Here is a 13364-nt window from a genome sequence, read left to right on the forward strand (position 1 = left end):
GAGGCCGGAAACAGCTGCGGCTGATCGATCAGCCAGGGGCGAAACGTCTTGCTCATGCCCCAAAGAATCACGCCGTAATCCAGCTGTCTAGGCGCAGCCCGCCGCCGACCGCTCATTCCACACCCAAATACGGGGACAGGCTCCTAGCTGTTGCTAGGCTGTAGCTAGGGCGGTGATCAGTGCCTCTTACCAAAACTGACATTGACGAGATGCCTGCCGATTCCACACTTTGGGATTCTGGGCGCGGGTCAGTTGCGGGCTTCGGGGTTAGACGGCAGCGCAAGCACCCCACGTTCTGCTTGAAGTACAGCCAGAGCGGCAAGCAAAGGTGGCTTACGATAGGCCGCTATGGATCTCCTTGGACGGTTGATCAAGCACGGAATGAGGCCAAGCGGTTTCTCGGTTTAGTGGCGGCGGGTGAAGATCCGGCCGCCGATAGGGATCGCCCCAAGCCGCCAACCATGGGCGATCTCTGCGATCGGTACATGGAAATTGCTGAGGCCGGGGCGATCCTAACGCGCTTTAATCGGCCGAAGAAGCAATCGACCCTGTCAATCGATAGAGGCCGGATTGAGCGCCACATCAAGCCTCTGATTGGAACCATGGCAGTGACGGCTATCGACGGCCGGGCTGTCAAACGTTTGATCGAGGACATTACAGTCGGAAAGACGAAAGCGCGCATTAAGACCAAGGCGCGAGGCAGAGCCAATGTAACGGGAGGCGCGGCCACGGCGGCTCGTGTCGCGGACTTGTTGTCTGGCATCATGACGTGGGCTGTGGACGAAGGTTTCATCGACCGCAACCCAGTGCACAAAGTCCGGCGTTTTCGAAGCGAGGCAAAACAGCGGTTTCTTGACCCGACGGAGCTTGGTCGGCTCGGCACGGTGCTGACTAGAGGCAGGGATGCGCAAGACAAAGGAATCCATCCCTACGCTCTCTCCATCATTAAGCTGCTTTGTCTCACCGGATGTCGCATCGGAGAGATTGCAGGGCTTCGCTGGGCCGAGCTTGACATCTCTCTTAGTTGCCTAAGACTGGCCGACACAAAGACGGGCAAGAGCCTCCGGCCAATCGGCGGGGCTGCACTGGCTGTCTTCAAGGGCCAGCGGCGCGTGGCAGGTAAGTCGTTTGTGTTCCCCGGCTCAAAGGGGAACGCTGCCTACCAAGGTATCGGCAAGGAAGCTCGGCGAATTTTTGAAGCTGCTCAAGTTGCAAACGCGACGCCGCATAGTCTGCGTCATACGTTCGCTTCATTCGCTTCTGCACTGGGGTACTCGGATGGCACGATAGCGGGATTGCTCGGGCACAAAGGCAGAGGAGTCACCTCACGGTACGTGCATTTGCCGGACAAAGCGTTGGCGTCAGCTGCGGAAGCAGTGAGCGTCGATATCTATGCGGCCCTTTCGGGTGTCCGCGCGCTCGGAGTTGACACAGCTACTCCTGCTGCCGTGGCACCAGAAGCGTAGCCCTTTGGACTTGCTTAACTTGTTAAATAGCCGAGATGCGCCTGTTTGGGAGCATCGACTTGGCACTTGACCGTCAAACATTTTTGATCCAGTGTGCTGGTACGGAGCTGCTACATGGCAGCTTGCGTAGTTCCTCACAAATCCTGACAGGCTCGAGAAAATAGCATCGTAGACGCGTTGCAACGCGTCCTTCGAATGTTTGCTCTCGGCCGCAAATAAATTTCACCGATCGGTGAGATCAGGATATTGCGGGGCTTCCAAAGAGGCGTCGATCACATCCTGACTTGCCGTGAGCAAGGGAAAACAGGATGTCGAAACTTAAAAATTTAGATGCCAAAGTGCTGGAACCGAGCCTCGAGGTCTTCCTCACTCCGGCCGATGTTGCGAACGTTTTGGGAATTAGCGCCAAAACCTTGGCCAACTGGCGGGTAAGCGGCTTCGGCCCGAAGTACGTTAAACTTGGTTCGCGTGTTGTCTATTCTACGGCTGAACTCGTGATATTCGTACAGTCGAGGACTCGCACGTCTACCTCCATATCCTTGGAGGTGGTGCGATGATCATCCCGTTTCCAAAGAAAATAGAACTCGACCTAATCAAGACGAAGTCTGGTCTGATGGATTTCCTGATGGACCGCCTTCGGGAATCGCGGCCAGAGGTATTCATATTCGAGTCGGTCTTCAGCGACGTTGACCGAATGGTGGCCGGGGTTCGGATCCACGACCCTTACCAGCCGCCGTTCGAATCAAACATCACATTGATGCGATCCATTTGCTGCGAAGAGGGCAATTTGGTTCATTGCGGGCGGGCTCTCCTCGAATTCTATGCGATCGTGTATGGCGTCGCTGACGAATGGAAACGGCCTCTACCGACCACTCAGTTGGCGCATATTGCTCTTGTCGCTTTGGGAGCAGAGGGCACCCTCGCGTTCAACAGAATTGTCGATCCAACTGGGAATCCGTCGGATGTCATCCTTATCGCCAGCGAAACCAAATTTGAAGAGAAGTACGGCGCGAGGGTCAGCGTAACTATTGAAGATCCGCTCCGCGCCAAAGGGGTGTCTAAGCGGCGCGCGGGCAGAGCAAACAGGGGTGCGAAATGAATTCGGCATCCTTCGGAACTTCTCCCCGGGGCTCGAAGCCGCGAGCACCCCGTTTATCCGAGTCCCCGAAACGTTCGCATCACGGTACGCGGCGACTTCAAGGGTCGTTGCGCTTTCTCCTCCATCGGTTGGTCCGGCGCGATCAGCCGAATCGGGTGGAGGTGTTGACGTGAGGAAAAAGGACCATGCTGTCTTGAGAAGAAAGGCAGCTAAATCGAAGGGCGATTCTTCGGTCGGCCCGAAGAATGAAGCCGCTCTCTTAAGGGCGAAGGAATTTGAAAAATTTGCCGCGCAGCAAGGGGAGATGATTGCAGGAGCGGAAGAAGCGGCCGTCAGTCTGGACTATGAAGCGGTAGCTGAAATCGTCCGCAAAGGGCAGGAACTCGCCCAAGACGAAGAGGCTTGGCCGGAATTCATCACCCTGCCTTTCTGGACGGTTGAAGTGAAGAAAGGCAGGCCAAAACCGGAGGACCGACCAGAAGCGATCCGGTACATGCTGCGTCGCTATCGAGGCTCCTCTGAATTACAGTCCAAGCAGGCGAGTGATCGTTGGCGAGCCGTGAAGGTCCTGCTGGCTGAGGGGGTTAAGCCTCATCGCATGGCTGCAATTTTGGAGAAGCGCGGCGGCTATCGCGGCATCAACCGCCCCAAGCGCAACGGACAGACTTCGGCGAAGGTCGCGCCAAAGGGCAAGTCGAAGTCGGAGGCATCCATCTGCATGATGGAGGCCGATTTCGGCCAGAACATCGATTGGCTTACCCGCCTTCAGACGCCATGCAGGGTCGGCCTTGTGGGCTTCATCGACGAACTTGGCGTTCCGCTCAAGATGCGCATCGAAAAGTTCGCGAGAGTAAAGGGCAAAGAGCGCTGACAGGCATGATCAACTCTGGTCGAACGGGAAGACCTCACAGCGAACCGGAGGCCGTAGCACGGAAAACGGTGCGTAAAGGCCCAAGGCATCCACGACCCGGAAGCCAATTTCAAACAATCGAGCAGCATGAAAGGTGTCGGATTCGCCGCGCAGGAAGTGCTGCTCTTCACAAGGCCAGATGCCGGTTTCTAGGAGCCTGCATATGGGTACCTGTGCCTGAAATCGTACGAAACCATGGTGCACTCGCAGCAAAGCTGATCACTGCACCAATCATCACACAACGACACCCGTCACACTCAACTCGAAGAGGTTCGAAGATGGTTTTGAGCCATGATATGGAATATCTTATCGCCGGGTACGGCTACATGTTCAGAGAACGGGTCCGGCAAGGCTGGCGACCGACCTTCCTAACTTTCACGTTCAACCATCTCCGAGGTTCGGCGAGCAACGTTGCGTGGAAGATGCGTGACGAGCTCGAGCGCGTCTACGCGAAGGTGCTCACCCGCATCGAGCGCAAGCCTCGCAATATTCCGCCGGACCTGCTTCCGCTGTGGGTTTGTTGCCCGGATTTCCCTATCGCCAAGACCGAGAAACATAGCTTCCGAGACGCCGTGGTGAACAATGGACGGCACGTCCATGCCATCGCCGTGGTGCCGCCGTGGTCGAGGATGAAGGGGACATTGGACGATCATTTCTACGAACATCAGAACCAGTACACCAGCAATGACAAGCCCCTGTTTCGCATCCAAGCCGACTCGATCACCCATCATGGGGTCTTCGTTACGGACTACGCCCTCAAGGGCAGTAAGAGCCCGCGCATCGGCTACGATGAAATTTTCATCCTGCCCCGCAGCACATCAGAGGTTCCCGTTAGAACGAAGCCAATGAGAGATGGTGATGCCCAAGCTGTTTAAGCCGCCTCCGTCGCCCTCCGATCAGGAAGGAGCAGAGCAACAAAAATCGCCCGGTAAAGCGCTGCGTCCACACCGACGTGGATTGATCATAGGAGATGAGAATATGCGTAGTTCCCGCGAAGTTTCCACCTGCGCTGACCTGCGAGAATTGTTGACCGGCTTGCTGAGGTCAGGCAATCGAGAATTCAGCCTGCCTCGAGCGTTTGATTCTTTGCTCGATGATATCTTCCTGCGGCTGGATGCGACCATTGATGCCCCCTGCATCGAGCCTCTCGTTGGCCGGTGTATGTTTCGGGTGCTCGACGACTCGATTCAGGAAGTCGTGCAGGATAGCTCCCCCATTGAGATGACCCGTCAAAGCGTCACGTTCCTCAAGAGGATCGCTGGCATTACCGCGACATACGACCGGGTAGAGAAGATGGACGTTGTCGATGCTGCCACTTCGGCGCTGGGTTGCGACCGTGGGCTGCTGCCCAGCTATGTAGGCAACCGCCTCTGGGTTCGCAGCTCCCGCAAGTTTGAAAAGCGCTTCATGTGCAAGGTGACGGTGGACCTCGGCCACGATCTCCTCGTCGAGCCCTTCACCGGCAGCGCGGACAGCCTCCCGCACGAACATGATTTCGGGAACGTCTTTAAGCGTTTCGGTGCCCAGTTCGATTTTTAAACGCTCGGTCCTGACGGGACCAATTTCGCGGCCCCGTTAGGACGGCCGTCGGGCCTAGCAAACCGAGAATTGTTGACATAGGAATATTTTCCTGATAGTATGTTATGCGGCGAGCTGCGTCGCTGACGCGGTTAGGCCAGACCCTAACAGGAGCACTAACATGCCTTTGACAGATCGACCCGACACGCCATGTCGGCACCACTTGAATCACACCGCAAGGGGCCATCTGGCCCCTTTGTCATATCTGGAGGCCGGGGAATGAATGTCGCCTCCGAAACCACCCGCTCCCTGATCGTCTTTGGCAGGGATGATAGCCGCAAACCCCACGCCTCGGTCTTCTTGCTGCCCGAAGTCGAGGCGGCGGAAAGCGCAGCGCGGCTGATGGGAATGCACTCGCATCGCGTTGAGCCCGGTGAAGCACCTGAGATCGTCATGCGCCTTCCGGCTGGCAAGCTGTTCGACAGCGGCAAAGCCTTCGTGCCGTTCGTCAAGGGCGATCTGTATACCCGCATTGCGACCCTAGCGGGCGTCGCCGACGAGCCGCGCCGGGCTTCGACCGAGGCCGATGACCCCGCCAGCCCTGAAAACGCTTCAGCGGGCTCGCCTGAGGCGCTGAAGGGCAATGCCGACGACGGGCAAGGTAGCGGTTCGGGTGATGGCGGTTCGCCCGACCCGTGGGGCAAGCTGGCGGTCGGGGACATGGTGCTGGCGTCAGAAGGTCCCGACGAGGGATATTTCGAAGCCCGGATCATGAAGGCGAAGGCCAAGGGCATTTTCACGCTGAAATTCAGGGACTATCCGGACGCCCCGCAGGTAGACCGCAGCTACTACCAGCTCGGCCTGATCCACCCCCGCCAGCTGACGAAGAAGTAAGCGGCCTTGCAAACGGGCCGGGTTCGTCCCGGCCCACCCCCTCAATCAAACATCCATTCGAAGGATCCACCCCATGACATGCTCAACAGAGCGCGTCCGTCGACTGTCGACGACTGATCGAACGGCGCGTATTCGGACCCTCAACGATCAACTGCGCCAGACCGGCGCTGGCGGGCGCATGGTAATGACCGCCGGTGTCGCCGCGCTGCCTGCCCAAGAGCTTGGCGCCATTCTTCTGGCCATCGCCAACTTCGACGCATTCGACGAGAACAACGATCCATGGGGCCAGCACGATTGCGCTCTGCTGCACGTCGGCGATCGGCAGCTGTTTTTCAAAATAGACTACTATGACCGGGCGCTTTTGAACCTGTCGCCTGATGCCTCCGACCCGGCCGTTACCATTCGCGTCATGACCGTCATGCTGCCGGAGGAATACTGATGCCTCGGCTAGATTTAGCTTTTCGGATCCTTGGCGATCAAGTCGGCTGGCTCAAGACCCAACACTGTCGCAACCTTTTCGATGGTCTTGAGGCTGGCATAGTAGACACCTCGTTCAAGCGAGCTGACATATGTCCTGTCGATGCCTGCCTCGTCCGCAAGCTGCTCCTGCGACAGGCCTTTCGCCTGCCGGGCTGCCCGAAGATTTATTGCGAAGACCTGCCGTATGTCCATCCATCGGATGACAAGTCCTCGCGGTGTATTTCTCCACGGAGTATACTCGACATAGCCATTGATTTATCGCAATCATGGTCTGTGGCGCGGCGATCGATCGACAAGTCTTGGGGGTGGAAATGAAAATCGCAGTTGGAATAATCGGAATGATGCTTGGCCTTATCGTGTTGCTGCAGTCTTGCATGGTGGCGGCCGGAGGCGGATTGATGTCGAACCACGACCTCGCCGGTGCAGGCTCGGTCGGCTTACTCGTTGGATTTCTGTTTTTCGTAGGGGGCGCGTTTTCATTCGGCCTGCCGCTCGTGTCAGCCGTCGTATTCGTGCTCGGCAGCTTGCTCGCCTTCTTGGCTGCAAGCTCATTTCCAGACATGAAGATCTGGGCATTCGCTGACATCATCCTTGCAGCAATGTCCTACTTCGCATGGCGACGGCGCCGGACACACAGAGCGAGCGGCTCGGCCTCGCCCGTTCGGGACAAACCTTAATGACTGGCCACCAATGTTCACTGGCCGTCATGGCGGCTGTAGCTCTTAGCCTTGCGGCGTCGTCGGCGAGTGCCTTCAGCGCCGAAAGCAACGTCCTGCCTTATGGCCCGAAAGCGGCCATGACAGTCGTCATCACGGGTCAGTCTGGCCTTGATACGGACCACGCCGAAATCACCCTCGATAACACCAGCGCAAACGCCAAGGGGTTCTGTAGCAGCCAAAACGGAGAAACTGCTGAGTCATGTAGCCAAGATCAGTTGGCCACGGCCAAGATCCAGTCGAGCATCGTAGCAAATTGTTTTACAGGAAAGTTCACCAGTCCATGGGGCAACGGCTTCCAATTCAAGGGCCGCGCTGCCGATGGCGATTATTCCTACATCATTCAACCAGACGTCGTTCCGCACGAAGTGCTTGATTACAGAGCCAACTATGATGTGGCGATTGAGGCGTTCAAGGCGCTGTGTCCCGCCAGAGTTGCGCGAGCCGATCGAGAAGACGCCGTTCCTGAGGTTGCCGAAGAAATCAGTCCTGACGATGCCGAACAAGCTGCCCCAAACGTGGCTGAAGAATCCGTCACGGACGCCACTTTGAGTGGATCGACCTTCCGCGGCGTCCAGTTGGGAATGACAGAGGCCCAGCTTGCGCAATCGTTGGATCGTTCGTTCGCTTTAAGCTCGAAATGGACTGGCGCCGACCTGCAAGCGTTTGCCGCTCTTGCCGAGAGCATGAGCTCTGGCGAACCTACTGGCCAGATGCTGTTCATCATCAAAGGCCAACAGGCTTGCGGGCAGATCGCAATGCGCGACGGCGTTGCCGCTCGCCTGCGGTTCTATCAGTGCTACTTCGATATCGGCGGTGGGATGTCGATCGACGATTTCGCGCAACAAATCGCCGAGACGTACCGGCTCGAAGATGGCATGTCCGGCCATTGGGAAATGCGCGGCGATGGAGCGTACCAGTTCAAGTACACCGAGTACGTTGGCGTTAGGCAGGCGACGGCCGAGCGCTTCACCGCGTCGCTACATCAGATGGACAACAATCTGACGCTGACAGTCGAACGAGTTCCCCACGCCAACTTCGACTGAGACGCTCCGAGGGCCCTCGGAACTCAAGTGCGGCTAATGGCGTCTAGACGATCGACTTCTCTTTTCAGGTGATTGAGTGTTGCATAGCCAGAACGGCTCAATTGCAAAATTTCTATGATCATCCAAGCCACCCATTGGCTGAACTGGGCAACGTCTTTTTCAGTGACGTGCTGGTGGACGCCGCGATGGACTGCAAGCGATCTTAGATCGTACATGTCGCTGATTTGCTTCTTCAGCTTCCCGTATTCAGAAAAATGAACGAAACGAAACCCACCGTAAGTCAGTATGCTCGCAAGCCCAGACGAGACTGATTGAGACACCCTCTCTTTTTCAAGAGAGAAAAAGGCTTCGACGCAGCTCCAATATTTGACGATTCTCATGGTCAGCGGAGTGTCGCGGTGCGCATCTGAGAACCAGTAAATCGCCCTTTCGATTGCTTGCTCGACCTCTGTCTTGTTGCCTTTCTGTAAGTTCGTCGCCGCGAGCCCGATCATTCGCATCGCGTCAGACCTGTCCGACAACTCGGTATCTAGCGAAAATGGCTGTCCTCTTGGAGATCCAAAATGCGTGGTAACGTGACTGTCGGCTTGGCTCCAAGACATCCAAACTGAGCGACCCGGTGCATCCTCTGGAGTCATGCCCGTACCGATGCGAAACCCTGCAGCGCCATTCTCGTATCTAGCAGCGGCAGCGATTGCAATCAGGCCAACGACCAACACGGTCTGCTCTGAGAACAATCGTCGCGCCACTCTTTCAGTCGCGAAAGCTGAACCATGGAGCCACAAAGCGCCGGGCCGCGCCTGCAATATAGAAGGATCCGGGTGATTCTCGTAAGAGACGTTCGCCAATTTCAGGACAGAAATCGGACTTCGCAGTACCCTCATCGGGCCGAGACTGAATGAGTCCTCCGATTCCAGTTTTATGCCAAAAATTGGAACGATGAAGAAATGCTCGTGTATCTCGCCGGTGACCACATTAGATATGGCATCGAGGACCTCTTGAGGATTGTCAGGCATAAGAGCTTGAGATAGCCAATCCTGCACGGCGCTTTTCCATGCCCGCCAGATGTCCGAATAGTCTGCCTTTCCATCGAAATAATCGTGCCGAGACACCATCTCGACGATTTGCATGAATTTCTCAAATCCAAAATCAGTGAGGTATAGATGCTTGTTCTTTCTGATCCTAAGCTCCCTAGCGAGAGTTCTGTCGCGCGGTATCTCGCTTATGGATTTAGGAGCTATAAGTGACTTGGACTTAAATATGTCTTCGGCGCACGAGAATAGAATACGCAGTTCCTTAGGTGTGAATGGCTTCCCCATATTTCCCTTCTCAATGCGCTGAGCAAGGCCTCAGCGGCTCCCCTTAGGATAACCAGCGATGACGGAGGTCGCCTCAGCGTGGTAGATCACCCGTGCGAAGTTTCTAAGCCTCGCATCTGATGCGGTCTCAGCGCCGCAAAAGATGACTGTTGTCCAGTCATGATGGGCGTTCAGGGTTTGACGCGTCTGATACGTCTTGGCGAAACAGGCGGCGCGAAGTGGGTACGCCTCGGGTTGGCCGTAGCCAAACCGTTCGCCTGAATGCTTGAACTCTAGATGGACCGCGAGAATGCGGTTTAGAGAATTTCGAAAGAAAAAGATGGCATCCGACTCGAGTCCCTTACTATCGGGAATTCGACAAGTGCATCGACTATCTAAACCGCACCAGTAGTTTGCCCAGAAAGGCTGTATTGTAGGCCGCGTTCGCCAACGCACAGCGCGCTGTTCGTCTACGAGAGCGGAACTGCCGGTGTAAGTTGGTTCCGCCGACGTGCCCCTAATCAACCAATCTCTGACGTGTTGAGAGGTAAACACGCTCTCAGCAATGGCATTCAAGTAGGGTTGGGCTTTTCCCGAATATGCAGGCATAGGAGTTACCTAAATGTCGCTGCGAACATGAAACGTGTTGACAACGGGAAGGTTGGCATTACCGAAAATTGGACCGGCTATCGCGAGCCTTCTCGGTTCTTGAAAGCCTGTTCAATAGCTCCTTTGACTTGCGAAACGAGCGCTTTGTCATGTGACGACAGCACATGGACGTCGCCGCTGGAAGTGCGCAAGACCAGCGTCGATTTGGAGGGCAGCATCGTAGTTGCGAAACCTAAGCCGAAAAAAATGAGGACCCCCCACAGAAGGCCAGCTTTCATCCAAACATAAATGGAAAAGATAATCGCCACCAACATTAAAGCAGCACCGAAACCTCCGGCCTCCTGCTTAATGCTCACACTTCCAATGCTTGAAATTTGATAAGTCACATTCCCGAAGATAGCGGTTGCATCCGTGACGTGGATGCCTCCACTTGTGAAGTTGACCTTCTCCATGCTTCCCCACCTAGCTTTTCTGCCCTTTTGGACGGTGGAGCATTCTCACTTCCTTGCCAAGCGTTTTGTGACTTGTTGTTTGCGAGCGCTGAGCTCGTTTCCGTCACAGTTGCGCGGACGGGTTTTCCGGACTATTCGAAAAACGCAATCAATTGGGAGATGAAACGATGTCGGATGCTGCAGCAGAAACTCGTAACGCCGGTGTGTTGGGTTTAACTGCAGAGATTGTTGCGGCGTACGTGCAGAACAACCCATTGCCCGCGATCGGCCTTCCAGATCTGATTGCAAGCATCTACTCTGCCTTGATGGGAATTGGCCTGCCTTCGAAGCCGACAGAGCCTGAGCTTGTTCCCGCGGTGAACCCCAAGAGGTCCGTGTTCCCAGATTACATTGTTTGCTTGGAGGACGGAAAGAGGTTCAAATCCCTCAAGCGCCACTTGAATGTCCACTATGGGCTGGCGCCGGAGGAATACAGGTCCAAGTGGGGCTTGGCTCGAGACTATCCGATGGTGGCACCAAACTATGCTGCTCAGCGGTCCGCCCTTGCGAAATCCTCAGGCCTCGGCCGAAATGCGGCTGCAAATGCTGCCCCAAAAAAACCTGCAGCCAAAGCCAAGAAGCCTGCCGCGCGGCGGAAGACGGCTTAGGCCGGAACCTCGATGAATAGATCTGCCGCCGTTGGCGCTATCGTGTGGTTAAGCCTTATGGCCTGTCCTGCCGTGGCGCAGCAGACCTTCGAGGGTTACGACTGCACCTCAGACTGTTCCGGGCACCAAGCCGGATACGACTGGGCCGAGCGAAATGACATCTCGGACGCCGACGACTGCGACGGCAACAGCCAATCTTCAACGAAGGCTGTCAGGCTTACGTCGAGGAGCAACAGGCAGCGCCTGATGATGAAGTCCCCGCCGACGAAAGCGATGAGGACAGCGCCGAATAGCCGCTTGTCCGCAGCGGCCACCTACTCGGGTCGGTGACGGTTCTCTGTAAAATTCACCTTTCCGTCGTCGTCTACCTGAAATACTGAAATGCCGAGGTACTCGAGCGCTGGCGATATCCGGCCAAGATGTATGTCGAACCAGCGAGAAGATGGGATGCCAATGGCAAACCGCTCACCCGGAATGTCTTTCTGAAACCGCCATCCCGCGGTCATCAAGAACGCCGCACCCGTTCTCGACCAAGCGTCGTTCGAGCTATCGGTACCCGAGTACGCGCCGCCCTTTGCCTCAATCAGCCAACGTTGGCCGGTCTCAACACGTTTGGCAGCGATGTCATAACCGCGCGCTCCGGCCTTGATGGCGCTCACCTCCGAGAAGCCGTTTGCGTTTAGCCATTTCTCAATCGCGTCAACGACGCCCTGTTCCTTCATCGGCACGTTGTCCCCCCCTTTTTGACTGAGTGGGAACTCCTAGAGCGATCACGCATGTTCGTCTACCTCTCGGTATGTACACATCTCGTGCAGAGGATGATCTCTAGTTCCCGTTTCTGGACTTTTCGCTCAATTCAACGCACTCTCCTCCTCGGGAGAGATGGGATGGGGAAGTCTAGTCAGCCGTGGGCTCACCGGCGACCAAGGTCATGGTGGCCTTCGCTTGTGCGCGCTCGACTTCCTATTTCTTTAGCTCTGATTGGCACGGCGTCCCTCGGTTATGTCGCGACAGACGCCGGGCACTCACTTCCAAATGTTCATTACCCCGGCACGACAACGACCTCCGTCGTCGTGCGCAGGGTGGGCTGTGACATCAAGGGAAACATCAATGATCGCGGCGAGCACATCTTTCACGTGCCGGGTCAAGAATATTATTCGGCTACGCGCATAAACCCGGCGCGAGGCGAGAGATGGTTCTGCTCCCAATGGGAAGCGTGGTGGGCTGGGTGGCGGAAGGCCAAAGTATGAAGACAATAGGCAAACGGATCGGATCCCTAATCGCGATTGTGTTCGCGTTGTCCATCCTGTCGACGCAGCTGAAGGCGAGCCAATGCTTCGACATATCCAAAGGACAGCCGGAGCATCTTTTTGGCCAACTCACCTACCGGATATTCCCCGGATCGCCCAATTTCGAAGATGTGACAAAGGGAGACGAGCCCGAGCCAACCTACATACTCCGTCTTGACACACCAATTTGCCTTACCGGTGACGAGTTTGCGAACGAAGCAGAGCCGGTCTCAACTGTGCAACTCTCCGCTACAACCGCTACCGAGGCATTGCTACGTTCCCTCATCGGAAAGGACGTCGAAGTCCAATTGGTGGATCAGGCTGCGGCGATCACGGGCCACCATCATGCGCCTCTACTGGCGAGTGTAGTCGTGATCTCTCCCACCGAGGACATCACGGAGGAGTACGGAACTGCAGCTACCACGGTGAGGGCATTCTACTACGCCCTTGCAGACGGCAACGGTGATCAAGCCGCCCAATATGTCATTGCAGAGAAGCGCAATCGGGGACCGCTGTCTGCAGCGGCGATATCCGCATTTTATGGCAATCTCGACAAGCCGTTGCAACTCGTTAGCCTTGAACCACAAACCAAAGGCCGCTTTCTCGCCCGCTATACGTTTGAGCGCAAATCGCAAACTTGTCTTGGTCGTTCAGTCGTTCAGACAGTCCGAAGAAGCGGCAAGAACCTCATTTCTTCAATCCGAGCACTGGATGGCTGTTAGCGCCAGCCCTGTGATAGCACCCACTGCCCGCCCGAACATTCAGATCGAGCCTACTGCGTGTCGCAGGTTCCCTAGGAGCCTGTCCCCGTATTTGGGTGTGGAATGAGCGGTCGGCGGCGGGCTGCGCCTAGACAGCTGGATTACGGCGTGATTCTTTGGGGCATGAGCAAGACGTTTCGCCCCTGGCTGATCGATCAGCCGCAGCTGTTTCCGGCCTC

Annotated in this window: 17 protein-coding genes; 13 read left to right on the forward strand and 4 right to left on the reverse strand. The window is 56.2% G+C overall.

Annotation, left to right across the window (positions count from 1 at the left end):
• The first annotated feature begins 179 nt into the window (after positions 1-179).
• From AC1DYO_RS31845 to AC1DYO_RS31880, 8 genes are all read left to right on the forward strand, one after another.
• A complete protein-coding gene (locus tag AC1DYO_RS31845; RefSeq protein ID WP_477268585.1) occupies positions 180-1466 on the forward strand; it encodes a tyrosine-type recombinase/integrase in 1287 nt (428 codons plus the stop codon).
• A gap of 308 nt (positions 1467-1774) precedes the next feature.
• On the forward strand, positions 1775-2023 hold the full coding sequence (locus AC1DYO_RS31850; RefSeq protein WP_477268587.1) for a helix-turn-helix transcriptional regulator: 249 nt from the start codon (positions 1775-1777) through the stop codon (positions 2021-2023).
• Positions 2020-2565 (forward strand): hypothetical protein, encoded by a 546-nt coding sequence (locus AC1DYO_RS31855; RefSeq protein WP_477268589.1) that lies wholly within the window; start codon positions 2020-2022, stop codon positions 2563-2565. Before AC1DYO_RS31850 ends, AC1DYO_RS31855 begins: the two co-directional genes overlap by 4 nt.
• Before the next feature lie 169 nt (positions 2566-2734).
• Positions 2735-3436: a hypothetical protein gene (locus AC1DYO_RS31860; protein WP_477268591.1), complete on the forward strand. Its 702-nt coding sequence runs from the start codon at positions 2735-2737 to the stop codon at positions 3434-3436.
• Positions 3437-3771: 335 nt separating this feature from the next.
• Positions 3772-4350 carry a hypothetical protein gene (locus tag AC1DYO_RS31865; RefSeq protein ID WP_477268592.1) on the forward strand — a complete coding sequence of 193 codons (579 nt, stop codon included), beginning with the start codon at positions 3772-3774 and terminating at the stop codon, positions 4348-4350.
• A complete protein-coding gene (locus AC1DYO_RS31870; RefSeq protein ID WP_477268594.1) occupies positions 4334-5014 on the forward strand; it encodes a hypothetical protein in 681 nt (226 codons plus the stop codon). The genes AC1DYO_RS31865 and AC1DYO_RS31870 overlap by 17 nt, the downstream gene beginning before the upstream one ends.
• A gap of 258 nt (positions 5015-5272) precedes the next feature.
• Positions 5273-5887, forward strand: a complete 615-nt coding sequence (locus tag AC1DYO_RS31875) for a hypothetical protein (protein ID WP_477268596.1) — start codon at positions 5273-5275, stop codon at positions 5885-5887.
• Between the two features lie 184 nt (positions 5888-6071).
• Entirely contained in the window at positions 6072-6326 is a 255-nt protein-coding gene (locus tag AC1DYO_RS31880; RefSeq protein ID WP_477268598.1) for a DUF3768 domain-containing protein, read from the forward strand.
• Between the two features lie 14 nt (positions 6327-6340).
• Here the strand turns inward: AC1DYO_RS31880 and AC1DYO_RS31885 are convergent, their stop codons facing one another.
• Entirely contained in the window at positions 6341-6559 is a 219-nt protein-coding gene (locus AC1DYO_RS31885; protein ID WP_477268600.1) for a helix-turn-helix domain-containing protein, read from the reverse strand.
• Positions 6560-6678: 119 nt separating this feature from the next.
• On the opposite strand from AC1DYO_RS31885, the gene AC1DYO_RS31890 reads away from it, so the two are divergent.
• A complete protein-coding gene (locus AC1DYO_RS31890; protein ID WP_477268602.1) occupies positions 6679-7044 on the forward strand; it encodes a hypothetical protein in 366 nt (121 codons plus the stop codon).
• Positions 7044-8129, forward strand: coding sequence for a hypothetical protein (locus AC1DYO_RS31895; RefSeq protein WP_477268604.1), 1086 nt, complete (start codon positions 7044-7046; stop codon positions 8127-8129). Before AC1DYO_RS31890 ends, AC1DYO_RS31895 begins: the two co-directional genes overlap by 1 nt.
• A gap of 23 nt (positions 8130-8152) precedes the next feature.
• Here AC1DYO_RS31895 and AC1DYO_RS31900 read toward each other — a convergent pair whose 3' ends face one another.
• The gene (locus tag AC1DYO_RS31900) at positions 8153-9259 is read right to left on the reverse strand and encodes a hypothetical protein (RefSeq protein WP_477268606.1); all 1107 of its coding nucleotides are present in this window, start codon (positions 9257-9259) and stop codon (positions 8153-8155) included.
• A gap of 854 nt (positions 9260-10113) precedes the next feature.
• Positions 10114-10488, reverse strand: coding sequence for a DUF6232 family protein (locus AC1DYO_RS31905; protein WP_477268608.1), 375 nt, complete (start codon positions 10486-10488; stop codon positions 10114-10116).
• 167 nt (positions 10489-10655) lie between these two features.
• Between AC1DYO_RS31905 and AC1DYO_RS31910 the strand changes: the two genes are divergently transcribed.
• Complete coding sequence (locus AC1DYO_RS31910; protein ID WP_477268610.1) at positions 10656-11135, forward strand: Ros/MucR family transcriptional regulator; 480 nt, start codon at positions 10656-10658, stop codon at positions 11133-11135.
• A 314-nt stretch (positions 11136-11449) separates the two neighbouring features.
• Here the strand turns inward: AC1DYO_RS31910 and AC1DYO_RS31915 are convergent, their stop codons facing one another.
• A complete protein-coding gene (locus AC1DYO_RS31915; RefSeq protein WP_477268612.1) occupies positions 11450-11857 on the reverse strand; it encodes a hypothetical protein in 408 nt (135 codons plus the stop codon).
• Positions 11858-12022: 165 nt separating this feature from the next.
• On the opposite strand from AC1DYO_RS31915, the gene AC1DYO_RS31920 reads away from it, so the two are divergent.
• The gene (locus AC1DYO_RS31920) at positions 12023-12385 is read left to right on the forward strand and encodes a sunset domain-containing protein (RefSeq protein WP_477268614.1); all 363 of its coding nucleotides are present in this window, start codon (positions 12023-12025) and stop codon (positions 12383-12385) included.
• On the forward strand, positions 12328-13146 hold the full coding sequence (locus tag AC1DYO_RS31925; RefSeq protein WP_477268616.1) for a hypothetical protein: 819 nt from the start codon (positions 12328-12330) through the stop codon (positions 13144-13146). Before AC1DYO_RS31920 ends, AC1DYO_RS31925 begins: the two co-directional genes overlap by 58 nt.
• Positions 13147-13364: the final 218 nt, after the last annotated feature.

The organism is Mesorhizobium sp. P2_F5 (assembly GCF_056403715.1).